This window comes from Novosphingobium silvae (assembly GCF_009856825.1).
GTDB lineage: Bacteria > Pseudomonadota > Alphaproteobacteria > Sphingomonadales > Sphingomonadaceae > Novosphingobium > Novosphingobium silvae.
Genome location: NZ_WVTD01000019.1, coordinates 38,607 through 62,950, shown reverse-complemented (window position 1 = coordinate 62,950; position 24,344 = coordinate 38,607). Strand labels below are relative to the sequence as shown.

At 60.4% G+C, this 24,344-nt stretch carries 22 protein-coding genes; 10 read left to right on the top strand and 12 right to left on the bottom strand.

The window, feature by feature from the left end; all coding sequences use genetic code 11:
• Positions 1–97: 97 nt before the first annotated feature.
• From GR702_RS18475 to GR702_RS18445, 7 genes are all read right to left on the bottom strand, one after another.
• Positions 98–1,804: a TonB-dependent receptor gene (locus GR702_RS18475; RefSeq protein ID WP_160987185.1), complete on the bottom strand. Its 1,707-nt coding sequence runs from the start codon at positions 1,802–1,804 to the stop codon at positions 98–100.
• A gap of 69 nt (positions 1,805–1,873) precedes the next feature.
• Positions 1,874–3,235: an aldehyde dehydrogenase family protein gene (locus GR702_RS18470; protein ID WP_237449802.1), complete on the bottom strand. Its 1,362-nt coding sequence runs from the start codon at positions 3,233–3,235 to the stop codon at positions 1,874–1,876.
• Positions 3,236–3,303: 68 nt separating this feature from the next.
• On the bottom strand, positions 3,304–4,863 hold the full coding sequence (locus tag GR702_RS18465; protein WP_160987183.1) for an AMP-binding protein: 1,560 nt from the start codon (positions 4,861–4,863) through the stop codon (positions 3,304–3,306).
• Positions 4,860–5,450 carry a histidine phosphatase family protein gene (locus GR702_RS18460; protein ID WP_160987182.1) on the bottom strand — a complete coding sequence of 197 codons (591 nt, stop codon included), beginning with the start codon at positions 5,448–5,450 and terminating at the stop codon, positions 4,860–4,862. The genes GR702_RS18465 and GR702_RS18460 overlap by 4 nt, the downstream gene beginning before the upstream one ends.
• The gene (locus GR702_RS18455; protein WP_160987181.1) at positions 5,441–6,244 is read right to left on the bottom strand and encodes an SDR family oxidoreductase; all 804 of its coding nucleotides are present in this window, start codon (positions 6,242–6,244) and stop codon (positions 5,441–5,443) included. The genes GR702_RS18460 and GR702_RS18455 overlap by 10 nt, the downstream gene beginning before the upstream one ends.
• On the bottom strand, positions 6,241–7,434 hold the full coding sequence (locus GR702_RS18450; RefSeq protein ID WP_237449798.1) for a cytochrome P450: 1,194 nt from the start codon (positions 7,432–7,434) through the stop codon (positions 6,241–6,243). The genes GR702_RS18455 and GR702_RS18450 overlap by 4 nt, the downstream gene beginning before the upstream one ends.
• Positions 7,431–8,114 carry a TetR/AcrR family transcriptional regulator gene (locus GR702_RS18445; RefSeq protein ID WP_160987179.1) on the bottom strand — a complete coding sequence of 228 codons (684 nt, stop codon included), beginning with the start codon at positions 8,112–8,114 and terminating at the stop codon, positions 7,431–7,433. Before GR702_RS18445 ends, GR702_RS18450 begins: the two co-directional genes overlap by 4 nt.
• 107 nt (positions 8,115–8,221) lie before the next feature.
• Here GR702_RS18445 and GR702_RS18440 point away from each other — a divergent pair, with 107 nt between their 5' ends.
• The 8 genes from GR702_RS18440 to GR702_RS18405 all read left to right on the top strand — a co-directional run bounded on the left by GR702_RS18440 (position 8,222) and on the right by GR702_RS18405 (position 14,885).
• Entirely contained in the window at positions 8,222–8,980 is a 759-nt protein-coding gene (locus tag GR702_RS18440) for an SDR family NAD(P)-dependent oxidoreductase (protein ID WP_160987178.1), read from the top strand.
• A 140-nt stretch (positions 8,981–9,120) separates the two neighbouring features.
• Positions 9,121–9,894 (top strand): SDR family NAD(P)-dependent oxidoreductase, encoded by a 774-nt coding sequence (locus GR702_RS18435; RefSeq protein ID WP_160987177.1) that lies wholly within the window; start codon positions 9,121–9,123, stop codon positions 9,892–9,894.
• Between the two features lie 29 nt (positions 9,895–9,923).
• Positions 9,924–10,685, top strand: coding sequence for an SDR family NAD(P)-dependent oxidoreductase (locus GR702_RS18430; RefSeq protein WP_160987176.1), 762 nt, complete (start codon positions 9,924–9,926; stop codon positions 10,683–10,685).
• Positions 10,682–11,857, top strand: coding sequence for an acyl-CoA dehydrogenase family protein (locus tag GR702_RS18425; protein WP_160987175.1), 1,176 nt, complete (start codon positions 10,682–10,684; stop codon positions 11,855–11,857). Before GR702_RS18430 ends, GR702_RS18425 begins: the two co-directional genes overlap by 4 nt.
• Entirely contained in the window at positions 11,854–12,927 is a 1,074-nt protein-coding gene (locus tag GR702_RS18420; RefSeq protein WP_160987174.1) for a phosphotransferase, read from the top strand. The genes GR702_RS18425 and GR702_RS18420 overlap by 4 nt, the downstream gene beginning before the upstream one ends.
• 2 nt (positions 12,928–12,929) lie before the next feature.
• Positions 12,930–14,084 (top strand): acetyl-CoA C-acetyltransferase, encoded by a 1,155-nt coding sequence (locus tag GR702_RS18415; RefSeq protein WP_160987173.1) that lies wholly within the window; start codon positions 12,930–12,932, stop codon positions 14,082–14,084.
• A gap of 22 nt (positions 14,085–14,106) precedes the next feature.
• On the top strand, positions 14,107–14,421 hold the full coding sequence (locus tag GR702_RS18410) for a 2Fe-2S iron-sulfur cluster-binding protein (protein ID WP_160987172.1): 315 nt from the start codon (positions 14,107–14,109) through the stop codon (positions 14,419–14,421).
• 38 nt (positions 14,422–14,459) lie between these two features.
• Positions 14,460–14,885, top strand: a complete 426-nt coding sequence (locus tag GR702_RS18405) for a GFA family protein (RefSeq protein WP_202408368.1) — start codon at positions 14,460–14,462, stop codon at positions 14,883–14,885.
• A gap of 62 nt (positions 14,886–14,947) precedes the next feature.
• On the opposite strand, the gene GR702_RS18400 is transcribed toward GR702_RS18405, so the two are convergent.
• A complete protein-coding gene (locus GR702_RS18400; RefSeq protein WP_160987170.1) occupies positions 14,948–16,057 on the bottom strand; it encodes an NAD(P)-dependent alcohol dehydrogenase in 1,110 nt (369 codons plus the stop codon).
• A gap of 135 nt (positions 16,058–16,192) precedes the next feature.
• Between GR702_RS18400 and GR702_RS18395 the strand changes: the two genes are divergently transcribed.
• Positions 16,193–16,840, top strand: a complete 648-nt coding sequence (locus GR702_RS18395; RefSeq protein ID WP_160987169.1) for a TetR family transcriptional regulator — start codon at positions 16,193–16,195, stop codon at positions 16,838–16,840.
• 22 nt (positions 16,841–16,862) lie between these two features.
• Entirely contained in the window at positions 16,863–19,424 is a 2,562-nt protein-coding gene (locus GR702_RS18390; protein ID WP_160987168.1) for a LuxR C-terminal-related transcriptional regulator, read from the top strand.
• 4 nt (positions 19,425–19,428) lie between these two features.
• Here the strand turns inward: GR702_RS18390 and GR702_RS18385 are convergent, their stop codons facing one another.
• Genes GR702_RS18385 through GR702_RS18370 form a run of 4 tightly spaced genes read right to left on the bottom strand, consistent with a single transcriptional unit; the run spans position 19,429 to position 24,342 of the window.
• On the bottom strand, positions 19,429–20,850 hold the full coding sequence (locus tag GR702_RS18385; protein WP_160987167.1) for an aldehyde dehydrogenase family protein: 1,422 nt from the start codon (positions 20,848–20,850) through the stop codon (positions 19,429–19,431).
• Between the two features lie 20 nt (positions 20,851–20,870).
• Entirely contained in the window at positions 20,871–21,644 is a 774-nt protein-coding gene (locus GR702_RS18380; RefSeq protein ID WP_160987166.1) for an enoyl-CoA hydratase-related protein, read from the bottom strand.
• Complete coding sequence (locus GR702_RS18375; RefSeq protein ID WP_160987165.1) at positions 21,641–23,128, bottom strand: acetyl-CoA acetyltransferase; 1,488 nt, start codon at positions 23,126–23,128, stop codon at positions 21,641–21,643. Before GR702_RS18375 ends, GR702_RS18380 begins: the two co-directional genes overlap by 4 nt.
• On the bottom strand, positions 23,125–24,342 hold the full coding sequence (locus tag GR702_RS18370) for a CoA transferase (protein WP_160987164.1): 1,218 nt from the start codon (positions 24,340–24,342) through the stop codon (positions 23,125–23,127). Before GR702_RS18370 ends, GR702_RS18375 begins: the two co-directional genes overlap by 4 nt.
• Between the last annotated feature and the right edge of the window lie 2 nt (positions 24,343–24,344).

Sequence of the window (24,344 nt, the reverse complement as noted above, 5' to 3'; positions counted from 1 at the left end):
TCTGACCACGACACGATCAGATCCGCCTGCACATCACCATCACGTCGCATCGCCATCGTCGCTGACCGCCTTCTTTCCGTATCCAGGCTGAATCAGATCACACCGACTTCGTCAACGCGCTGTCAAGCGCATAGAGAATGGTGCGTCCGTTCTGGAATTTGACCTTATCCCAGGTGTAGCGAAGTCCTACTGTGATCGAGAAGTCGCCGGTCGCTTTGAACTTGGCTTCCCCATAGACGGCCGTCGATGGGCGCTTCAGCGTGAAACGCTGATCGGCAGCAATTGGGCCAAATGGTAAGGCGCCTGCCGCCGCGCATGCGGCTTGGGCCGCCGTACCACCGGGCGTGTTAGTCGTGGCTACGTCGTAGTTGAATGCAACGAGTGTACGGGCGTCGAAAAATCCATTCGGGTTGACGACCACGGGCGCGCAAAAGCCAGGGCTGGCGGGTGTAAGTGATGGGTCGAGAGCGAAGGCGGGCAAGGTGCGCAATGAATTCCCGACTGCGATCGAACTGTTGTTAAAAGTTCCCGGAAGCCCGGCCCCGGTGAGCAGAGGTCGGAGAAAGCCGAAGAAATCGGGCTCGTTGTGCGTGTCTATCTTGTCGACGCCGTAATAGAGCCCACCAATGAGACTGAAGCGGTCGCTGTCATAGGAGAGCCTTAGGTCCTGATTGAAATTCTTGCTCGTCGAATTGTAGCGGATCGCGCAAGTGTTGGTCGGCGATCCATCGCAATCGAATGGCGACAGGCGATATTTTCCCCAGTCGTAGCCAGTAATCGAGGTAAGCGAAACTCCGTCGGCGAGATCCCATTTCACATTGAGGGAACCGCCTCGTGACGCGGTGTAATAGTTGCCGCCCGTGTCGGATTCCACCTCGTTGCGGTTGAGTGTGCGGCCTCCCAGTTCCGGACGCGGGGAAAATCGGGAATATCCCGTCGCATCCGTCCGTCCTTCGAGATAACCGATGCCGTAGGCAAGATCCGCTCTCGGGTTGTTTCGCGCAAAGTAACCCTTCAGATTGATATCAAGATCCGGGGAAGGCTTCCATCGCAGGCTCGCGCGGCCAGCAATGCTGTTGCTGTTCGAGAACCAGCGATTCTGCGTAGGGTTGAAGGTATAGCCGCGACTTTTCGATGCCGTCCCGGCGACGCGTATGCCAAGTTCATCGGGTATGAGTGTATACTCCAGTGCGCCCTGGGCTGTCCTGGAATTGAAGTTTCCATAACCCAGTGTCAGGTAGCCGTTTGCGGCACCCAGGTCGGGTTTCCTCGTTATGAAGTTTATCGCGCCGCCGGTAGTATTTCGCCCGTAGAGAGTACCTTGCGGACCGCGAAGGACTTCCACGCGTTCGAGATCATAGAGCTGCTGACCATGGCTCGCGCGAAAGCTCTGGTAGACTTCATCGACATATATACCGACCGGTGACGCAGTGGTGGCTGAGAATTCGTTCGCAACCGAAATACCGCGCAGCGAAAAGTTTGGCTGGGTATCACCGTATGCGGACGTGACCTGGAGATTTGGCATCGATCCCATGAGATCGCTGGTCTGGGCGATGCCACGCGATTGAAGCTCGTCACTGCCGATGGCCGAAATCGCGGCCGGAACCGACTGCAGGCTTTGAGACCGCTTTTGTGCGGTGACGATAATGTCGGCCATGCCGATTGGTTCGCTAGCCTGGGCTTGGGATGTCGAGGACGCCGTCTCCTGCGCGGAGGCCGCATTGGGATCAAGCCATGTTGCCAACGCGGTCATCATTGCGACTGACGAAACCGCAGTCGTACTTGCTAGTTTTCTGCCCTTCATATCTTCTCCTCCATTTTCTAGTTTATGGGACCGGCGGCTTGTTCCGCTCGTGTCCTTGCGGTGCCGGCGCTATGTTGCGTCCGGGATCAGGATCGATGATGTCTCGAGGTAGCTGTCGATACCCTCGGGGCCGAGTTCGCGGCCTATTCCCGAGCTTCGAAAGCCGCCGAACGGGGCACCAAAGTCTAGAATGCGTTTCGAGTTGATTCCGACCGTGCCCGTTCTCAACCGGCGAGCCACGGCCACCGACCGCTCGATATCGCTCGACCACACGGAACCGGACAGGCCGTATTGGCTGGCATTCGCGATCCGGACTGCGTGATCGACGTCATCGTATTCAATTAGTGCGGTGAGTGGGCCGAAGACCTCTTCCTCGGCTATCCTCGAGCCTGGCACCGACAGCAAAAGCGCAGGATCGACCAGGCAACCACTTCCGATGCCATGGGCGCCTCCGATCGGTATTGCACCGTTGGCAACCGCTTCGGCATACATGACCCTGACCTTGTCGGCCTGCGCCAGTGTTGCGAGGGGTCCGATGTGCGTGGCTGGGTCGAGTGGGTCTCCGACGATGAGCCCGTCGAACAGGCCCACCAGATTCTCACGGATAGCGGGGGCAGCATGGCGGGGAACCAGCACTCGCGCCTGTGCTCCGCAGACCTGACCGTTGTTCTGCACCATGGCGAGGAACAGTTCGTTCGCCCGATCCTCTACCTTGAAATCATCCAGCAGGATCGCTGCGGACTTTCCTCCCAGCTCCAATGTGCACCGAGCGAAGCGAGCGGCAGCCTCCTGCGCGACCGCGCGCCCGGCTGCTGTGCTGCCGGTAAAGCTCACTTTGTTTACGCGTGGATCGGCCACCAGCTTTCGGCCGATGTCGCGATCGGCGGTCAGCACGCTGACCATGCCAGCAGGCAAGTCCATAGCCGACGCCGCTTCGGAAAAGACCTGCATGGTGCGGGCATTTTCAGGCGATGGCTTGAGAATGATCGGGCAGCCCGCGGCTATCGCCGCCGCTAGTTTCTCACAGGCGAGGAACATCGGGACGTTCCAGGCCACGATGCCAACCGAAAGACCGACAGGCACTTTGCGGACGAGGACCCGTCCTCCACGCGCGGCGGGGCGATCCTCCTCGAACCGATGCAGTTCGACGAGGCGAGCAACGGCGCGCAAAACCCCGCAGGCGCTTGCAACCTGAAGTGCTTTCGCTTGTGAAATCGGGCAGCCAATTTCCCGCGCGGCAAGTTCCGCCAGTTCGTCGCTGCGATTGTCCAAGGCATCCGCCAGCACGCGCAGCGCCGTTGCACGTTCGGTTACAGTCGTGGCCTCGGCAGCCGCCTGCGCGCTGAGCCCCGCCTCTATTGCGGCCTCCGTCATTGCCTCGTCCGCAAGGCGGACGGACGTCAGCGGACTGAGGTCTATCGGGCTTACCATCGTGGTTGGAGAGGCGCTGCTTGCGAGCATCGAACCGGAAACCAGATGCGTGTCGACCTGGTATCGGGTCATGGCCGGGGCCCCAGTTCACGCAAGTTGAAGCCTCTGCCTGATTCCTCGATGTACTCGTCGCGGATCTTGTGCTTCATGAGCTTACCGGTTTCCGTGCGTGGCAGTTCTTCGCGGAAGCCCAGGAATTTCGGCAATTTGAAGGGCGCAAGGCGCTCCCGCAGAAAAGCGAGTATGTCCTGGGCCAGTTCGGCACTCCCAAGGCCATCGCGAAGTTGGACAACCGCCTGCACGGTCTCTCCAAGGTCGGGGTCCGGTACTCCGAATGCGGTTGCATCGTAGATCGCGGGGTGGGTGGCAAGTGCCGCCTCGATCTCGGCCGGATAGATGTTGACGCCGCCGGACACGATGGTGAAGGAACGGCGATCAGACAGGAAGAGGAAGCCGTCGTCGTCGACATGGCCGATGTCGCCAAACGTCGCCCAGCCGGCCGCGTGGTGCGCCTCGCGCGTCTTTTCCGGAGCGTTGTGGTAAACGAGGCCGGACCGCCCCTCGAAGTAGACGTTGCCGGTCTGACCCGCGGCCAGTTCAGTGCCATCGTCGTCCACGATATGGATCTTGCAGCCATATGCCCTGCCGACTGTGCCCGGGCGGGCCAACCAGTCTGCGCTGCTGGTATGCGTAAAGCCGACCCCCTCGGTACCGGAGTAATACTCGTGAAGGATGGGACCCCACCATGCGATCATGGCGCGCTTGACATCGGGCGGGCAGGGCGCCCCAGCATGGATAGCGATGCGATGTGTCGACAGATCGTAGCGCGACCTGATTTCGGACGGGAGATCGAGAAGCCGCGCGAACATAGTCGGCACCCACTGGCTGTGAGTGACCTTTTCGCGTTCGATCAGTTCGAGTGCTTGCTCCGCACCAAACTTGAACATCATCACGACCGAGCCGCCACTGCGATGCTGCCCCATGGCAAAGCGGAGCGGGGCAGCATGATACAAGGGGGCCGGCGACAGGAAGATGCTGTCGGCGTCCATTCCGAACAGTTCCGCGGCCCGTGCCGCGCGGCGGAGGTCGGATCCGAGCGGTCCGAAATCGAGCGATCGACGCACTGCTTTCGGCCTCCCGGTCGTTCCGGAGGTATAGAGCATGTCGCCGCCTTCGATTGCCTCGGGCAAGGGCTGCGCAGGATCAACGACGAGGGGAACCGCTTCATGACCGGGCACAGGGTCCAGCGTGAGAACCAGCGGTTTCGGACCTTCCATGAAGGCCAAGGCCTGCTCTGCCGGACCGATAAGCATCGGGTCGAGGATGAGCGCACGTGCGGCGCTATCGTCGAATATGTAGGCGAGTTCCAGCGGTGTGAGGCGTGTCGCGATCGGAATGAAGTAAAGCCCGGACCGCTGTGCCGCCCAAGCGGCGACGAAGAAATCGAGGCGATTGCCGATAAGGAGCGCCACGGCATCGCCGACGGCGAGGCCGGAGGCATGAAGGTGCTGCGCCAGAGCCAGCGAGCGCTGGTCCAGATCGCGATAGGACAGACGTGTTCCATCCTGCGCGATCACGGCGTCCCGCTCGGGGTAAAGTGCAGCTATTGCGCCGGGATGACCGCTCATCGCGCAGCCTCCGGACTGAAATGGCTGGTCTCGTTGATGCTGAGTACGGCGAGCGAGCTCAGGCTCTTTCCGGCCAGCCTTGTAATGCTACCATTTCGCGGCACGAAGTTGGCGATGCCGCTGATCCCTAGGGCGTGCGAGAGAAGGATGTTGATCGGAAAACCGTGAGTGAAGACGGCGATCCGCCTTCCCGCATCGGCCCGCATGATCTTCTCGAAGCCGCCTATGACCCTGGCTGTGAATTCACGCTCGTCGTGACCATAGTATCGGATCGGATCACGCAGAAACGTTTCCCAGTCACCGGCAGCCTTTATCGCTTCGGGGGAGATGTAGAGGTCCTCTCCATTGTCGACTTCACCAATATCGGCCTGTTGCACGATCGAAAGACCGAGCCGGTTTGCGAGCGGTTCACCGCTCTGTACAGCCCGATGCAAGGTACTGGAGTAGATCGCGTCGATCGGCTCACGGGATAGCCGCTCGCAGGTTTCTTTAGCTTGCAGCCGGCCCTGGTTCGAAAGCGGGGGGTTGGTGGTGTCACGGGTATGGGCGTTTTCCGGCAATCCGTGCCGGACAAGGATCAATTGCACGAGATATGCTCCCCGAATGACTTAGGCACTTCGCGCTGTGCTTCGATCGTGCGCGCATTTGAAAAACCGCCGTCGCACGCTATGTTGACCCCGTTCACCCATGCAGCGTCGGACGACAGCAGGAAGGCGATCAGCGCGGCGATTTCATCTGGGCGTCCGTGGCGACCGACGATATCTGCAGCGGCTCGCAGCCTGGCGGCTCCCATCGATTGCTCAAAATCTCTCAGTATCGGCGTCTCGACGGGCCCGGGGCTGACGACATTCACGCGGACACCACGCGAAAGCAGCTCCTCCGACAATGATGCGGCCCAGTTGTTAGCCAGGCACTTTGAGGCCGCATAGGCGTCTGGCCCCGAGAGGGCTCCGAGACGGGCCAGAATGGCGTTGTCGTCCTGGGCGAGAACCGCTCGAATCTCCGCAACCGTCCACGGACAACGATGCGCAGTGATGCTTGAGACGACGACGATAGAGCCGCCGGGATTCATCCGATCCACAAGTTGCGAGGTCAATTGGCGGAGGGCGACGGTATTGACCGCAGCAACTTTCATCGGGCTAAAAGTCCCCGGCAGGCCAGCGACATGCGCGATCCCGCCAAGTTCGCCGCCGATATCCTTGACAGCCCGCCTGATCGAAGCCGGATCGGAGAGATCACAAGCGATGCCGCCCGCCAAGGGTTTCAGGTCGAGCGCGATGACTTCATTGCCCTGTTCGCGAAGCCGGCGGCACAATTGTGCGCCGATACCACTGGCCGCTCCGGTCACTAGTATTCGGCCGATGTTCCGGGCGGGGTTCATCGCGACCACCGCAGCATCAGGTTGTCATAGCCGGTGAACCAATTCGAACGGGCCCGCGTGGATGGCGAAACTACGTGTACGTCACGAATGTCACGAATGAATTCCTCGAGGAAAATCTTTGCCTCGAGCCGCGCAAGGTGCGCTCCCATGCAGAAATGCGCGCCTACGCCGAAGCCAAGGTGGCGATTGCCTTTGCGATCGACCATGAATTGTCCCGCGTCTTCAAACACGCGTTCGTCACGGTTGGCTGATGCAAAGTAGAGGACGACCTTGTCCCCCGCCTTGATAGGGGTTCCGAAAAGGTCCACGTCTTCCGTCGCGGTCCGCCGCATCTGCAGTACAGGGGAAACCCATCGCGCCATTTCCTCGATCGCTGAGGGTATGAGGCCGGGATCGCTTCTGAGCTGGTCGAGCTGGCCGGGGCTGGTGAGGAGGGCCTCAAGGCCTCCGGTCAGCAGAAAACGGGTCGTCTCGTTCCCTGCCACGGTCAAGACCATGAAATAGGCGTCGAGTTCTTCCTTCGTGAGAGGTTCCGCGCCGAGATCCGCATTTACCAGAGCGCTGGCGATGTCGTCGCCGGGGTGGGCGCGTTTTTCCGCCGCAAGCTCGCGGAAGTAGTCGAAAAGATGGTGCCGTGCATCGGCCTGGATCACGTCGGGCGCCGACACGTCGCTCATCGTGTTGGCCCAGTTAACTAGATCCACCTGACGGCTTTGCGGTACGCCCAGGACTTCGGCGAATACGATCATTGGAATGGTGACAGCAATTTTCTCGACAAAGTCGAAGGGCTCGTCTTTGGGCGTGGCGTCGATGAGGTCGCGCACGATCTCGCGAATGCGCCCTTCTCGCCGTTCGAGGAGAGAGCGTCGGAATGCGCCGACACCGGGCGCGCGCAAGCGTGCATGGAGGGGCTGGTCGGCGTTGTGCACGCTTGGCGCTCCATGACCTTCTGCCCTCTTGTCGCGGATCTGAGTGCCTTTACCGTTGATGAAGCGAAGGTGATCTCTGCCGATCGCGGAGACATGATCGTACCGTGTCAGCGCGTAGAAACCGATGCCGTCGGGACCTTCGTTGAAGTGGACCGGATCGTCGTTTCGCAACCGGCGAAAAAGAGCGTGATCGGCTTTGGAGGTGTAGTGATCGAGGTCGAGGAGATCGACGCTGCGTATATCGGTGAGGGCATTGGTCATTGTTCTACCCCTCCGGCCGCTATGTCGGGTTCGACCGTCGCTCCGCCGAATATGCTGCGGAACCAGATCACGCCGCAGGTCCGTCCCAGTTCGTCCAGCCGTTCGGCCGTGGGGCGCTGCTTTGGCAGGCCTATATGAACGTAGGCCAGCTGCTCGATCATTGAGCCCAGCGATTCCGCCATCAGCGCCACATCCATTGCAGGGTCGATCACACCCTTGGCCTGGAGCTTTTCCATCCAGCGGCGGTTGCGCTCGATGAACGGTACACGCATTTCCAGCCAGGTATCGAGGAACCGACTTGGCCCGGGCTTCGCGGCGGCCTCGCGGGCGACGCGAAGCATGTCGCGGTGTTCGGCATACGTGTGAAAGAAGCTCGAGTTGTAGTCGATCATCTCGCCGAGCATTCCGCCTTCGGCCGAGGGCTGCTGACGGCGGACCGGATGCCGCAGGCCCATGTGCAGCTCGTCGAGAACGGCATGCAGCAGATCGTCCTTGTCCGTGAAGTGCCGGTAGAAGTTGCCGTGGCTGACGCCAGCGAGCCGGACAACGTCGGCGATCCTCGCGGCATCATACCCGTATGCAGAGAACGCTTTGCGCCCTGCATCGATAAGTTTCGTTCTCGTCAAAGCGCCACGGCGCGTGGGCGCCAGCGGTTTTGTGGGGCGATCGGTATCGCTCATCGGTCCAGGTCCCCTCGTCGAATCATGCTGCGTGCGGTTGCACTTGCTTGCGAACGTGATATCAGTGTCATGTTTCGAGTCAAACAAGAAAATGGAGAGAGAAGCCTATGAAAGGCAAGGTTGCGATCGTGACGGGCGGTACCGGCGGCATCGGCGGCGCGGTGGCTCAAATCCTTCTTGACCAAGGCGTCAGCGTTGTTCTGACGGGTCGGAATCAGGAGAGGCTGGAAGCGGCGGCAGCTCGTCTTGGCGGAGGCGAATCGCTTCTGTGCATGCAGGCAGACGTGGGAAGCGAGGAAGACACCAGGGCGGTGGTCTCCGCCGCTGTCGAGACTTTCGGACGTCTCGATGTACTGGTCGCTAACGCTGGCGCGGAAGGCGCGGTCAAGTCCCTGGTGGAGCTGACCTCGGACGAGTTCACGAACGTGCAGCTGACGAACATCACCGGCACCTTCAATTGCATCAAGCATGCGGCACTGGCCATGACGGATGGCGGAGCGATCGTGGCTACCGGATCGGTGGCCAGCACGATTGGTGTCGCTGGCCTTGCAGCCTACACGGCTAGCAAGCACGCGATCGCGGGGCTGGTCAAAGTGGCGGCCATCGAACTGGCTGCGGCTGGCATACGGGTCAACGCGGTGGCGCCCGCGCCGATCGATAACGAAATGATGCGTTCGATAGAACGGCAGGCCATTCCCGGAGCGGACATCGAAGCTGCGAAAGCGTATTTCGCTCGGTTGAATCCGATGCAGCGCTACGGCCGGAACGAGGAAGTCGCGCGCGCAATCGCATTTCTCGCCAGCGACGACGCGAGCTTCATCACTGGGACCGTTCTCGCGGTCGATGGCGGCCTCGTCATCCAGTGATGGATTGTCGTTGATCGCGCAGGTCGTAGCCGGCCCCCGCCAAAGGGATGGGGTGCGGTCGTTGACTGGCCGATACGCCAAGGCACGAGTTTCAGAACACACATGGAGGCTTGGATGCAATTGCGAATGGTCGCCCGGTGATGCCGGGATTTTCTTTCGATCTCACCGGCCGCACGGCTCTTGTTACGGGGGCATCATCCGGCATCGGACGCCGGTTTGCGCGTCTGCTGGCATCGTCGGGCGCCAGGGTGGTGGCGACGGCGCGGCGGGCCTCGCTGCTTGACGAACTCTGCGCCGAGATTCGCAGCGATGGCGGCGAGGCTCTTGGCGTCGTCATGGATGTTGCCGACGAGGCATCGACTGTCGCAGCGTTCGATGCTGCCGAAGCGGCGTTCGGCCTGGTCGATACGGTCGTGGTCAATGCCGGAATAAGCCCCGCCGGGAGCGCTCTCGGGCTTGCGGTAGAGGATTTCGACGCCACGATGGCGATCAATCTGCGCGGTGCGTTTCTGAGCGCCCGCGAGGGCGCGCGGCGGATGGTAGCCGGGGCGCCTGCCGAGGCAGGGCGCGGCAGGGTCGTGCTCATCGGTTCGATCACCGGCAACCACACTTTCCCCGGCATCGTCTCATACGGGGCATCGAAGGCCGCCGTCGCGCAGATGGGGCGCCTGCTAGCGAAGGACTGGGCGGGTAAGGGCATCAACGTCAACACGATCGCGCCCGGCTACATGGCCACCGAAATGACGAGCGGGCTCTGGGACATCGAGAAGGGACAAAAGCTCCTCAAGGGATTTGCGCGCCAGCGCCTCATGGGGATCGACGCTCTGGACCCGATCCTCCTGTACCTTTGCTCGGATGCGAGCGCGCCTGTGACCGGCGGCCTTTTCACAATCGACGACGGGCAGACGCTCTGATCGTTCCATTACATCAAGGATTTTGAAACATGGATTTAGCAGGCGTAGCCGCGATCGTCACCGGCGGTGCTTCGGGTCTTGGGGGGGCAACAGCGGCGCGGTTGGCGCGTGCCGGCGCGAAAGTTACCATCTTCGACCTGAACGAGGAACTGGGCAAGGCGCACGCCGAGGCGATCGGCGGAGCCTTCTCGCGCGTCAACGTGGCGGATGAAGAACAGGTGCGCGCAGCTGTGCAGGGCGCCGAAGAAAACCACGGCACGGCAAGGGTCTTGGTCAACTGTGCAGGCATTGGCACGCCGGCCAAAGTGATTGATCGCGCGGGCAAAGCGTTACCGCTCGCGGATTTTACCCGCACCGTATCAGTCAACCTGATCGGCTCCTTCAACGTCCTTTCGAAGTTTGCCGAACGACTTCATCTGGCCGAGCCTGTCGGCGAAGAGCGCGGCGTCATCATCAATACTGCGAGCGTCGCGGCGTTCGACGGCCAGATTGCGCAGGCGGCGTATGCCGCATCAAAAGGCGGCATCGTCGGCATGACCCTGCCGGTCGCGCGCGAACTTGCGCGCTATGGTATCCGCGTGATGACCATCGCTCCGGGTATATTCTGGACGCCGTTGCTCGCCGCCCTGCCGCAAGAGGCGCTGGATTCTCTGGGTAAGCAGGTGCCATTCCCCAGCCGTCTGGGACAGCCCGACGAGTATGCGCACCTGGTCGAAAGCATCGTCACCAACCCCATGCTCAATGGCGAGACGATCCGCCTCGACGGAGCTATCCGAATGGCGCCGAAATGAGCGGTTCTGGAACTGCCAGAGGGCTCGAGATCGCAGCGAAAGTCGAGGCTTTCGTCCGCGATGTGATCATTCCATACGAAAAAGATGCGCGGCGAGACCATCACGGCGCACCGACCGATGCCATGATGCACGAGATGCGCGCCAAGGCAAAAGCCGCGGGGGTGCTGACCCCGCACATTTTGACGGATGGAACACATCTTTCGCAGCGCGAGACCGCGCTCGTGCTGATCAAATCTGGGCTTTCGCCTCTGGGCCCGCTCGCTGTTAACACGATGGCGCCTGACGAGGGCAACATGTACCTGATCGGTCATGTCGGCACTCCAGAGCAAAAGGAGCGTTTCCTGAGGCCGATGATCGCAGGCGAGGCGCGATCGGCATTCTTCATGACCGAGCCATGGGAAGAAGGCGGTGCGGGGTCCGACCCGTCAATGATGAAGACGACGTGCAAGCTCGACGGCAACCATTGGGTCGTCAACGGACGCAAGCGCTTCATTACCGGTGCTCAGGGAGCGAGCGTCGGCATAGTCATGGCAAACTCTTCCGATGGCGCATGCATGTTCCTGGTTGATCTGCCGGACCCTGCGATCCGCATCGATCGGGTGCCGAACACGATCGACACTTCGATGCCGGGCGGCCACGCCGAAATTGCCATCGACACACTTCGCATCCCCGCGAGTCAAATGCTGGGCCATGCGGGCGAAGGCTTCAAGTACGCTCAGATACGCCTTTCTCCCGCGAGATTATCGCACTGCATGCGGTGGCTGGGATCGTGCATTCGGGCGCACGAGATAGCGACCGATTACGCATGCCGGCGCGAGGCATTCGGCAAGGTGTTGATCGACCATGAGGGCGTGGGGTTCATGCTTGCGGAAAACGTCATCGATCTCAGGCAGGCCGAACTCATGATCGACTGGTGCGCGGGCATCCTTGATGGAGGGTCGCTGGGTACGGTCGAAAGCTCAATGGCGAAAGTGGCGGTTTCGGAAGCCTTGATGCGCGTCGCGGACCGCTGCGTCCAGGTGATGGGCGGCAGTGGGGTCAGCGATGACACCATCGTCGAGCAGGTATTTCGCGAGGTCCGCGCTTTCAGGATCTACGACGGCCCGACCGAAGTGCATAAGTGGTCGCTGGCAAAGAAGATCAAGCGCAACTGGCGCGAGATGCAGTCGTGAGCGCGAGCGGGCAGGAGGCGAACCTGGGCACCACCCCGGTGCGCGCAGGCTATGCGTTCGACGAGTCCGCGCTTGAAGCGTGGCTGCGCGTAAACGTTCCAGGATTTGCCGGGCCGCTTCGCGTCGAGCAGTTCAAGGGAGGGCAGTCCAACCCCACCTACAAGCTGGTCGCCGCGTCCGGCACTTACGTCCTGCGGCGCAAGCCGCCAGGGCAACTGCTGAAGGGGGCTCATGCGATCGAGCGGGAAGCGCGAGTGTTGCAGGCGCTTGGCACCACCGGCTTTCCCGTCGCGCGCATTCATGCTGTCTGTACCGACGACGCGGTCATCGGTACGTGGTTTTACGTCATGGAGATGGTCGAAGGGCGTATTTTCTGGGACGCAACGATCCCGGAGGTCCCGGCCTTCGAACGCCCGCGTTACTTCGATGCGATGAACTCCACGATCGCACGGCTCCATTCGCTCGATCCTGCCGCCATCGGCCTTTCCGACTATGGAAAGCCGGGCAATTACTTCGCACGGCAGATCGCCCGCTGGTCTAGGCAGTACCTCGACGATACCGATGCCGGCCGAGACTGGAACATGGACCTTCTCGTCGAGTGGCTTCCCGACAACATCCCGGCGGACGAGAAAGACGAGGTCCGCATCGTCCATGGCGACTTCCGGATCGACAACATGATCTTCCATCCGACCGAGCCCAGGGTCCTCGCGGTTCTGGACTGGGAGTTATCGACGCTGGGGCATCCACTGGCCGATTTCGCCTATCACTCGATGATGTATCACATGCCGTCGCACATCGTCGCAGGACTGGCCGGCGCGGATCTTGCTGCCCTGCATATTCCTCCCGAGACCGCCTATGTGGCAAGCTACTGTGATCGTACTGGCCGCGATACGATCCCGGGGTACCAGTTCGCGCTTGCCTTCAACTTCTTCCGGCTCGCCGCCATTTTCCACGGCATCAAAGGCCGGGCTATCCGTGGCACTGCCGCATCCGCGCAGGCACATGAACGTGCGGCGGCCTTCCCTGAACTCGCGGCGCTCGGCGTCGCCCAAATTCCGCAAAGGTACTGACCATGGCAGAAGCATATATCGTGGAGGCCGTGCGTACGGCCGGTGGCCGCCGCAATGGCCGCCTTTCCGGGGTCCACCCTGCCGATCTCGCGGGGGACGTTCTCACCGGTCTCGTGTCGCGCGCCGGAATCGATCCTGGCTCAGTCGAGGATGTCGTTCTTGGCTGCGTCACGCAGGTTGGAGAACAGTCGTTTGCCTTTGCCCGCAATGCGGTGCTGGCCTCGTCGCTCCCAATCACGGTTCCTGCGGTAACGGTGGACCGCCAGTGCGGGAGCTCCCAGCAGGCAGTCCAGTTCGCGGCGCAGGCCATCATGTCCGGAACCCAGGATATCGTTATCGCGGCCGGCGCGGAGAGCATGTCCCGCGTGCCGATGCTGTCTAACCAAGGCAGCGGCACCGGACCTATCAGCGACCGAATCCGGCAGCGATTTGGCGTCCGAGGCTTCAGCCAGTTCGAGGGCGCAGAGATGATGGCGAGCAAGTACGGATATTCGCGGGAAACCCTGGATCGCTTCGCACTTCACAGCCACCAGCTCGCCGCCGCAGCGATGGCAGCAGGGGCATTCGATCGGGAAATCGTGCCGATCGCTATTGCAACCGCAGAAGGACCTGACCTCCACACTGTCGATGAAGGTGTGCGTCCTGATTCCACACTTGAAAAGATCGGTACGGTGAAGACGCTGGTGGACGGAGGAGTGGTTACCGCAGCCAATGCCAGCCAGATCTGCGATGGCGCTTCGGCGATCCTCGTGGTTAGCGAGCGGGCTCTGAAGGACCATGGCTTGACCCCGATCGCGCGCGTGCATGCGATGACAGTCAGCGCCGGCGACCCGGTAATCATGCTGGAGGAGCCGATTGCCGCCACGCAGCGATTGCTGCAGCGCGCCGGCATGTCGATCGACGAAATCGATCTTTACGAGGTCAATGAGGCATTCGCGCCCGTGCCGCTGGCCTGGCTCGAGGTCCTGAAGGCGGACCCTGCCCGTCTCAACGTTCATGGGGGATCTATCGCCCTGGGGCATCCGCTCGGATCTTCCGGTACTAAGCTGATGTCAACGCTGGTCCATGCGCTTCGGCGCCGCGGCAAACGGTACGGCCTCCAGACAATGTGCGAGGCGGGCGGCATCGCCAACGCAACGATTATCGAAGCGCTTTGAGGCGCTTCCTACAGGAGTTCGAATGAGCACAATCACTGTAATCCTGCGTGATGGCTCGCGCCGGGAAATTCAGGCTGCGGCAGGCGTATCTGTCATGGAGGCCGTTCGCGACGCTGGTATCGACGAGATGCTGGCTCTTTGCGGAGGATGTTGTTCGTGCGCGACATGTCACGTCATGGTTGAAAGCGAGCAGGCGGCTTTTTCTTCGATGACCGAGGATGAGAATGATCTGCTAGATTCTTCCGATCATCGCACAGAACGTTCCAGGCTTTCCTGTCAGCTCGTCATAACGCAACAGGCCGATGAGATCCTGATCAGGATCGCCCCCGAAGATTGATCAGGCCCTGAAAAATCCCGATAACAAGGATGCGAACCGTGGCTAGAGAATCTACTGATGGGACGAATGGCGGCTGCCTTTGCGGAAAGATCAGCTATGTCCTGACCGCAAACCCGCTGGTGACAGCGATCTGCCACTGCACCCATTGCCAAAAACAAAGCGGAAGTGCTTTCTCGGTCAATCTCGTGGTGCGCCGGGAAGACCTGAAGATTTCCGGGGCGCTGTCTACGTTTGAGGACCAGGCCGACAGCGGCGCTCTTATTCACCGCCGGTTCTGTGGTTCATGCGGATCGCCAATCGTGACCGAGCCTCTAGATAACCTTGAGATCACCTATCTCAAGGCAGGCACTCTCGATCACGGGCATGGCATTGTTCCGACGGTTGAAATCTGGTGTGCCAGCGCGCAGCCGTGGTGGACATCGGATGCGCCGCTGCAGGGGTTCGCCAGGAACATTCCCGTCTAGACGGTGAAAGCGCCGTCTCGCTCGCTTATGGCGGACGGCGCTTTGCCAGCGGTATGGACTGCCTATTTCTGCGGCATCTTCAACACCGCTTTCACGATCTTCCCGTCATGCTGATCCTGCACAGCCCGATTTATATCATCGAAGTCATAGAAAGTGACGAGCTTGTCGAAAGGAAAGCGCCCTTCGAGATAGTGCCTGATCAGTTCGGGGATGAAGATGTCCGGCTGGCTGTCGCCTTCTATGATGCCCTTTATCGTGTATCCGAACATCAGAGTGGTCGACGCCAGTCCTGGCAGGCGTTGCTCCGGGTCAGAGGGCACGCCGAGCAACCCGAGCGTTCCGTGAGGTCGCAGACATCCCAAAGCGCTTTCCATGACCGGACCGGCGCCCGTCGTATCCAAAACGAAATCGGCTCCGGCGCCAGTCAGTTCACGGACGACCTTGGAGGCTTTTTCGTTCGCGGGATCAATGACGTGGGTGGCGCCTAAATCCAGTGCCAAAGCGCGACGTTCGGGTTTCGGGTCGGAAACAACAATCGTGCTGCACTGCGCGATTACGGCGCCCAGAACGGCGCTAAGACCCACAGATCCGCCACCGAAGATGACCAGAGAGGATCCCTTGTAACAGTTCAGGGCCCTCAGGACAGCACCGGCGCCCGTCTGTACCCCGCAACCCAAAGGCCCGAGCAGGTCGAGCGGAATGTCTCTGTCGACCTTCACGACATTCGTTTCGTATGCGAGGGCATGCGTCGCGAACGATGACTGTCCGAAGAAATTGCTCGAGATCGCTTCTCCATGGCTGTGGAGGGATTTCGATCCGTCTGCTCTGCATCCCTTGTAGTTCAATGCCAAGGCTTGCTCGCAGTACGTTGGCTCGCCGGAACGGCAGCGGGCGCACTTGCCGCACGATCGGAAGGTGAGGACTACGTGATCGCCAGGCACGACTTTCGTAACGTTCGCGCCGACGCGAACAACGACTCCCGCCCCTTCATGCCCCAGAACGGCCGGCAACGGAATTGGGAGAACCTGGTCGCGGGCCACGATGTCGGTGTGGCACAGCCCTACGGCTGAGATGCCCACGAGAATCTCGTCGCCCCGCGGTTCGTCAAGATCGAGCTCTGCGAACTTGAAATCGGTCTTGGGGGCCGTGGCTAGAGCGGCAGTTATCTTCATCGAGAGTCTTCCGGATCGGTTTTTTGGTATCTGCAGGGTGCTTGAAGACCGCTGGATTCACCCTAGCCGAAAGGAGGGCGAATACCCTTGTCAGATGTTATCTATACGGATAAATAAAATCCAGGGAGATGGAGCATGGCCAGAGTCGGTACCCGTGTTGTCGAGGGCAACCGTGTCGCAGCGCGAGAACGTCTGCTGGAAGCGACGAGTTCGCTCCTGAGCGAGCGCGACACGCTTGATGTCTCGTTGAACGAGATCGCCGTTCGTGCCGGCCTCAATCACGGCCTCGTGAATTACTATTTTCAAGGCAAAGACGGGTTGCTTCTTGCGCTGCTTGGTCGCGATGCGGCCCAGGCCCTGCGTGCACTCCAACATTTGGTAGAGCAAGATATGCCGCCGCTTCGAAAACTGGAACTTCATGTCAGGGGCGTGATAAACGTCTACTTTCGTTATCCATATATAAACAGACTCATAAATGTTCTTCAGTCGGCTGATGCTGAAAATGCAAAGGACTTGGCCAGAATTTTTATCGCTCCGCTTCAAGGGTTCCAAAAAAAGATAATAGACGAGTGCAGGGATGCGGGTGAAATAGAAGATGTTGACGAGACATTTTTCTATTATTCAGTAATTGGTGCATGTGAGTTCATTTTCCATTCTCGTAGAACGCTTCCCTATCTCGCGGGGCCGCCCGAGATAACAACCGCCCTCAAAGATGCCTACTCCGACCATCTTGTTCGCTTCGTGTTGGACGGGCTTAGAATCAGGGCAGAGCACTCCGCATAGAGAGTGCCGAAGGAGAGGACCGATGTTCAGAACCCGCTCGCGTATCACAAAAGGTGCGCCTTCACTCGACCGCTCCGCGGTAAGCCGTGGCAACGAGTTGTCCGCGGACGACTTCGTTTCGGTGCGGGCCTACGATCGCCTTTGCCGCGGCCGAGCTGGGGTTATCATTCTTTCCGCGCCACCGGGTTATGGCAAGACGACCTTGCTGCGGGCTTTTTCGCGGGAGATTGAAGCTGGCGGGGGTGTCGTGGCCTGGTGCCCGATGGATCGGGTAGTCGCCGGCGTGCAGACTGTGGATCATGTCGATGTCATCTTTATCGACGATGCGCATGATGCCGACCCACGCAAATTTTCCCGCCTGATCCGGACGATCACCTCCAGCGACGCGGGACAGCGGTTCGTCATTGCCACTCGAACTTTGCCTGACATGGATTGGATCGCGCTGGCTTCCAGAGGGCGCGTCGAAATCCTGGACGTGGAAGCACTGACGCTCGATGAGGACGAGGTCGGTACGGTTCTTGCGCATTACGCAGGCTGCAAGCCAAGCCCAGAGCAGACACGGAAAGTGTCTGCATGGATCGAAGGATGGCCGATAGCGGCGCAATGCTATGGGATGTTGGCGCGCCGAAGAGACGGATGGTCGAAGGTGAACATCCTGGAAACTTCTCCTCGGGAGAATCTTGGCCAGTATCTCAACGAAAGCATCTATAATGAGCTCGACGATGCGATGCGGCGCTTTCTCTTCGACCTTTCCGATCTGGGTCGTTTTTCCTCGGCGATGCTGCGCGAGGTCATCGACCCGTCGGCCGAACTCCTTCTGGCGCGCGCACGGCTGGAGAACGTGATGATCGTACCCGCCCTGAATGGCGGCGAATGGTTGCGGCTCCATGGGATATTTCAGCAGTTCCTGGAGGCGAAGAAGCGGCAGGCAGGGACGACGAGGCGTATCGATATCCTCCGTAGTGCCAGCGAATGGTGCGAGCGTCGGGGCGCCTTGTGCGATGCCGTCGATTACGCACTGGACGCGGGCGATTTCGATAGAGCGCACCAACTCCTGACCGATAATGCAGCGCGCATCGCCCATACCTTGGGAGAATTGCCCAGGATGCTGGTGTGGACGGCACGACTGGAGCGTGCTGGCGAACCGATTTCGGTGCCGCTGCGTCTCTGGAAAATTTGGGCGCTGGTACTGGCTCAACAGATCGAACCGGCATGCTCGGAGCTGGACATCCTCGATGGTGAAATGCCGAGCGATGCGCCGCTGTCGTGGCTTGTCCATCGCGACAAGCTTCGGGTAAGCATCGCTGCGCGCCAAGACGACTTGCCTCGGGTTATCGAATTGGCGGATGCCTGGATGGAGCGCTGGGAGTACCTGGATCCATTTCATACAGCTGCGGTGCGCGTGCTGCGTGCATTGGCCCATCTGCAGATGGGAGATCGCCATATGGCCCGCCGCGACTTGCTTGTGGCGCGTCAGCGGGCGAGCGAAGCAGGGGGGATCTACGGAAGAACCTGGGTGGCAAAGGCCGAAGCCTATATAGAACTGCAGTCGGGACGCGCTTCGCAGGCGCGTGAAATCATTCTCTCGGCGCTTGGGAACGTCCACGCCGTAGATGAAATAGCGGGGTCCACGGTCGGAACCGTCCATCTCCTCGCCGCGCGAATACTGGTCGAGACGGGGGAGGGGAGGCTAGCCCGCGAACATCTGGCAGCGGGGCATCTTCATTTAGGCGATAACGGTCTGATCGAGACCCATGTCGCTGCGCTCGAGGCAGCGACACTTTTGGCTGAGGACGCGGACGGTATCGATGCGGCGCTGTGCGAGACGCAGCACCGCGTGGTCCAAGGAGTTCGCTACGCCGTCAAGGCTGATCTACTTGCGATCAACCTACAGCTTCGTCATGGCCGCGTCACGGATGCCGCAGACGGATTTCAGGCGGCTTTTGTCAGTAAGCCAGGTGGATGGCTCCACGTCGCGACAGGACTGGCAGTGCCGCACTGCATGTCACACGATGTCGATCAGACTCGTGCCTGGGTGGCGTTTGGCGAGGATCATGTGTCCGAGGCGTCGGCGCTAGCCGCGCAGCTTCTGCCCATGGCCGAAATGGCAGGCCGTGCGCGCGACCATGTCGCGTTGCTCTTGCTATCGGCAACCTGTTCGCTGCGCGAAGGCAAGTCGGCAAATGCAAAGCGGAGCCTCGAACGAGCGCTGCGTCTCGCCAGCGAACGCGGGTTCAGACGTACGGTGATCGACAATGCATGGGGATTGACGGCGCTGCTGGGCGACACGGAAGTCTTTTCAGCCGGCTCCGGTGCCGCGGCGGAACTGCTCGAAGCGCTGCGACATCGCTATGGAATTAATCTCGAGGCCGGGGACGGGCATGCGCCGGTCGATCGGCTGACCAGCCGTGAGCAGGAAATCTTGTCGTTACTGGACACGGGCCTCACCAGCCAGTCTATCGCTGATCACATCGACGTGGGTCTCTCGACTACCAAGTGGCATATTCAGAACATCTACACCAAACTAGGGGTGCGCAATCGCACGGGCGCACTGGCGCGCGCCCGGCGATTGGCGCTTCTGTAAAGGATCAGGCGACCTTTGCAGCCCTTACAGTCACGGTTTGAGGTATGGTGTATTCGAGAAGCCCGCCCAGCCCGTTTTCTACGCCTAGGCCCGACTGCTTATGGCCGGCGAACGCCTGGAATGGCGAGAGGTGCTGCACTTCGTTGATCCAGACCGTTCCCGTCTCCAAACGAGCAGCGATCGCGAGCGCGGCATCGGTGTCCGCCGACCAGACCGAGCCGGCCAAGCCATATTCCGATGCATTCGCGCGTGCCACTACGTCGTCTACGTCGTTGAATTTCAGCAGGGGCAGAATTGGGCCGAATGCCTCTTCCTGCACGACGCGGGACAGCTCGGGTGGGTTGTCGACGATTGTGACCGGGATAAAGTACCCCGGCTTGTCAACTTCCACCGTGCCGCCGGTAAGGAATTTGAAGCCCTGAGCCTTGCAGTCGTCGAGTATGTTGACGACACGCTCGTACTGTTGCCTGTTCTGAACCGGACCAAGCGCAATGCCCTGTTGTGCACCGTCGCCCATTTGGACCGTCCGGGCGTAATCCGAAATGGCTTGTGCCAGGCGGTCGTAGATTTCTTCGTGCACATACATGCGCTTGGTCGCGATGCAGATTTGCGCCGAATTGCGGAAGGCAGCCCAGAAAAGATCCTTGGCAACTACATCGACGTCAACGTCGGGCAGAACGATCGCGGCGTCGTTGCCTCCCAGTTCAAGGGTCACGCGTTTGAGGTCGGCGGCAGCCGACGCCATCACGCGTTTACCGGTGGCGGTCGAACCGGTGAAGCTCACTTTGTCGATGCCAGGATGGGCAGTGACTTTCGGCCCCAGAGCGTCGCCACCCGTAATGATGTTCAGCACACCGTCCGGAATCACGCCGCGAAGCAGTTCTCCGATCCGGAGCATCGTCAGGGGCGTAAATGGGGAAGGTTTCAGGATCATCGTGTTGCCGGCGCGCAGAGCCGGTGCGATTTTCCAGAAAGACAGGAGGACAGGGAAATTCCACGGCGAGATCCCGGCCACGACACCAAGAGGCAGATGGCGGGTCTCTGAACGTCGCTCCTGAGTATCCTCGTTTATCTCGACCGGGATGACGATGTCCGCCAGGGACGAAAGCCAGTAGGCAGCGCCCATTACCTCGAAACGCGCTTCATCCAGCGGTTTCCCTTGTTCGCTGGTGAGCAGCCGGGCAAGTTCGTCGACGTTCGAGGCCAGCCTCGCAGCCGCGGCTTTCAATACCTCTCCACGTTCGCTGTCGCTCATGGCCCGCCAAGCGGGGAAAGCGGTTCGGGCGGCGGCAACGGCCTCGTCGAGTTGATCGCTAGAGCAATCTGGCGCCTCTGCAAGGGGCACGCCGGTCGCCGGGTTGATCACGGTTATGGTTTCGTTGCTTTCGACCGCCTTGCCGGCGATTGTCATCGAATAGGTGCTCATATGCGACTCCACTGCTTGTTTCACCGACCGGTCCATTCTGGTGAGCGTTTCTCGATGAAGGCGCGAGGGCCTTCCTGATAATCTTCGGTCAAAGCCAGGCGCCGCCCCATGGCGGCTGCGTCGGCTTCAAGTTCAGATTCGGCGCGGTCGAAAGCGGCCCGGGCGATGCAAAGGCTTTCACGCACCGCGATTGGCGCATTCGCGGCGATTGTCTCCGCGAGTGCGAAGGCCGCACTCATGAGATCACTTTTTGGCGCGAGCCGGTTTATCAACCCGAAGGTATGCGCCCGTTCAGCCGAAATCGGCTCTCCCGTAGCGATCAACTCAAGCGCTATCGCGCGCGGTAGCGCACGCGGCAAGCGGTACAATCCCCCCGCAAGAGCGGCGAGGCCGCGCTTGACTTCCGGAAGGCCGAACCTGGCATCGTCAGATGCCACCGTCATGTCGCAGGCCAGGACGATTTCCGTGCCGCCTGCCAAGGCGACACCATTGACTGCGGCGATCCACGGCTTGCGCCGCTCGGCCCGGACGAAACCGGCGAAGCCGCCGGCACGGGTGACGAGATCGCCAATGCGCCCGGCGGAGATTTCCTTGAGGTCTGCCCCGGCACAGAATGCGCGATCACCGGCACCGGTGAGAACAACGCAGCGGATATCGTCATCAGCTTCGGTCTGAAGGACGGCTCGTTCGAGTTCGCGCGCCACCGCGCCGTTGATCGCGTTGCGAGCGTCGGGACGGTTTATGGTGACGAGCGCTACGTGAGGAAGCGCGCGTTCAATAAGTACGTCTGTCAAGATAGTCTCCATTCGAGCAGCCCGTCATCGGCGGTGGTAACGACGCCGGTTTCGCCGATCGGCGAGCGAAGCAAGTCGGTCAGCCGTGCGATCGTCCTGGCATCGGAGGCCGGGACGCGTGCCATGGTTCGGTGTCCCTCTGGCGTGCGCAGGATCACGATACCTCGATCCACTTTACTCTCGCGCCCATAGATGACGGTGAACGTTTCGATCGTCGCCCGGCCTTTATAAAGGTTGATCAATCGCGGCACCGCGCCGCGCGCCGCATCGGCTTTCTCGTCCATGCGATACTCCTGCCAAAGAGCAGGAATGAACGCGGGCTGGCTGCCTAACACGAGCGCGTGATGCTTCGTGACGAAATCGCCTTGGCCGTAGAGCAGGCCGGTTCCAGTGGCTTCCCGCAATCGTCGGACCATCGCACAAGTCGCGTGCAGCATGTAATCGTTAAACGGACCGCCGAAGAATGTCAGTCCGCCTGTGACCGTGAAAGCAGTGTTTTCATCAAGGCCAAGCGATCGGCGCGCCATCTTTGGCACGCATGGGAAGCAACTATAAAGTTCGAGATGATTGAACGGCTTTCCATTCAGCGATTGCGCCGCTTCAAGGACTACCTGCTGTGAAGGAGAAGCATGATAGCAGTCGCGCTTGAGGTAATCCTCTGGTTCCTTGGACGCCGCGCCACCCATAATATGTATCATCTTCGCCGGGGCTATTCCGGCAGCGATCGCTGCGCTCTTCGCCATAACGACGACCGCCGCGCCGAGATTTACGGTGGGGTTGGCGACCATCAGGCGCGGATAGGGCCAGGCCACTAGCGGATTCATCGCGGTGACCGTGCTGATTTCTTCAGGAGAAACTGAGCGTTGCAGCCAAGCATACGGATTGCTCGCCGCAATCGCCGAATACTGCGACCAAAGTTTTGCCGATTCCGACTGCGCTTCAGCGGGGGTGAGCCCGAAGCTGTGCGATGCCGCGTTTTCGAAAAGAGGGTAGATGAATGTGGGCTGCGCCACGCCATGCGCGCGCGCCATCGGACAGAGCATCTCTTCCACTCGCCATGGATGCTCCATGATCCGAGCCTTTTCCGGCCACGGCAGTTCCACGCCGGCCTTGCGCGCCTTTTGCAGGGTGCTTCGCGCCTCGGCCCCGCATACGAGAGCGGTGCGGCTTTCTCCCCGTGCAATACGCAGCGCAGCGTCATGAAGCACTCTAAGCGGACTTTCTCCGCCTCCGGGATGATAGGCAGCCCGGCGTGGTCTGAGCTTCAGCCTTTCACAGAGCCGCCTTGCCGTGTCTTCGTAACGCCAGGTGATCTGATGTATCACTTCGATGGCATCGATGTCGGGCAGGAGGCTTGCTCCACTATCCGCCTCGGCTTTCCGCGCCGCTGCGGCCATAAGGTCGAGCGGGTCGAGGCCGAGCGAAGGATCTGCCGGGCGATCCTTGATTTCGCCGATGCCGACTATAACGATTTCTTCGGTCATGCCGCAGCGTCCGAAGCCCTGTCCAATCCCAGTTCTTCGAGAATTTCATCCGTATGTTCGCCAAGCCGGGGCGGATCACGACGGACAGAAGCCGGAGTTTCACTGAATCGTACCGGATGGCGCAAAGAGACGTAGGTTCCTTCGCTCGGATGCTCGCGTCGCTCGAAGAATCCGACGGCATTCAGATGCTCGTCTTCAAGTACTTCGTCGAGGCGATTGACTTTCATGCACGGCACATTGCGTGCGGTCAGTTCCGTCACCCATTCCTCGGTCGTCTTGGTGCGGGCAACTTCCTCGATCATCGCATAGATTTCGGAGATGTTCTCTGTGCGGAGTGCGTAAGTGGCGTAGCGCGGATTCTTGGTGAACGTACCCGGCGGAAGGCCACCAATCTCGAAAAAGTCGTCCCATTGGGAATCGGAATAGGGAAGAATTGCCAGGAATCCGTCCTTGGTCGGATAGGGCTTGCGATTAGGATTGAATACGCGGCTGTAACCGAAACTTCCCGTAGGGGGATCGAAGGTGTGTCCGTAAAGGTTCTCGCTCATGTTGAAATAACTAAAGCACTCGAACATCGGCACCTCGACAAACTGGCCGACGCCGCTCCGCTGACGGTGAAACAGCGCTGCCATCGCGGCATAGGCGCCGAACAGTCCCGAAGATTTATCGGCGATGAGGGAAGGCTGGTATCTCGGTGCTGGATCGCCATCGACTCTCGACAACAAATCAGTACCGCCCGCTGCCGCCTGAATAAGATCGTCATATGCCTGCTTCTTCGCATAGGGACCATCGGAGCCATATCCCGCGCAATGGACGTAGACGATGTCTTCCTTGAGCGCCTTGACCGCGTCATACCCGAAGCCAAGCTTCTCCAGCCCGCTCATTCGCACATTGGTGATGAAAATGTCCGCCCCGGCAATAAGCCGGCGCAGCGCCTCGCGGCTTTCGTCGCATTTCAAGTCCAGCAATACAGACCGCTTGTTGCGATTGTAGTGCATGAAAATTGGACCCATGGCGGGCGATCGTGCCGATTTTCCGGTGTAACGAAAGATATCGCCCCCATTGTCCGGGCGGGTGCCAGGCGCTTCAACCTTGATGACATCGGCTCCCAGATCGCCCAAGATCTGGGACGTGTAGGCACCGAATAGGACGCTGGTCATATCGACGACGCGGATGCCGTCGAGTGCGCCTGGCAGGGCAATGGGGACGTTCACGT

Bases quoted from the DNA above. Each gene is read 5' to 3' on its own strand.
- GR702_RS18475 (WP_160987185.1), bottom strand. From the start codon at position 1,804: ATGAAGGGCAGAAAACTAGCAAGTACGACTGCGGTTTCGTCAGTCGCA.
- GR702_RS18470 (WP_237449802.1), bottom strand. From the start codon at position 3,235: ATGGTAAGCCCGATAGACCTCAGTCCGCTGACGTCCGTCCGCCTTGCG.
- GR702_RS18465 (WP_160987183.1), bottom strand. From the start codon at position 4,863: ATGAGCGGTCATCCCGGCGCAATAGCTGCACTTTACCCCGAGCGGGAC.
- GR702_RS18455 (WP_160987181.1), bottom strand. From the start codon at position 6,244: ATGAACCCCGCCCGGAACATCGGCCGAATACTAGTGACCGGAGCGGCC.
- GR702_RS18450 (WP_237449798.1), bottom strand. From the start codon at position 7,434: ATGACCAATGCCCTCACCGATATACGCAGCGTCGATCTCCTCGACCTC.
- GR702_RS18445 (WP_160987179.1), bottom strand. From the start codon at position 8,114: ATGAGCGATACCGATCGCCCCACAAAACCGCTGGCGCCCACGCGCCGT.
- GR702_RS18440 (WP_160987178.1), top strand. From the start codon at position 8,222: ATGAAAGGCAAGGTTGCGATCGTGACGGGCGGTACCGGCGGCATCGGC.
- GR702_RS18435 (WP_160987177.1), top strand. From the start codon at position 9,121: ATGCCGGGATTTTCTTTCGATCTCACCGGCCGCACGGCTCTTGTTACG.
- GR702_RS18430 (WP_160987176.1), top strand. From the start codon at position 9,924: ATGGATTTAGCAGGCGTAGCCGCGATCGTCACCGGCGGTGCTTCGGGT.
- GR702_RS18425 (WP_160987175.1), top strand. From the start codon at position 10,682: ATGAGCGGTTCTGGAACTGCCAGAGGGCTCGAGATCGCAGCGAAAGTC.
- GR702_RS18415 (WP_160987173.1), top strand. From the start codon at position 12,930: ATGGCAGAAGCATATATCGTGGAGGCCGTGCGTACGGCCGGTGGCCGC.
- GR702_RS18410 (WP_160987172.1), top strand. From the start codon at position 14,107: ATGAGCACAATCACTGTAATCCTGCGTGATGGCTCGCGCCGGGAAATT.
- GR702_RS18400 (WP_160987170.1), bottom strand. From the start codon at position 16,057: ATGAAGATAACTGCCGCTCTAGCCACGGCCCCCAAGACCGATTTCAAG.
- GR702_RS18395 (WP_160987169.1), top strand. From the start codon at position 16,193: ATGGCCAGAGTCGGTACCCGTGTTGTCGAGGGCAACCGTGTCGCAGCG.
- GR702_RS18390 (WP_160987168.1), top strand. From the start codon at position 16,863: ATGTTCAGAACCCGCTCGCGTATCACAAAAGGTGCGCCTTCACTCGAC.
- GR702_RS18385 (WP_160987167.1), bottom strand. From the start codon at position 20,850: ATGAGCACCTATTCGATGACAATCGCCGGCAAGGCGGTCGAAAGCAAC.
- GR702_RS18375 (WP_160987165.1), bottom strand. From the start codon at position 23,128: ATGACCGAAGAAATCGTTATAGTCGGCATCGGCGAAATCAAGGATCGC.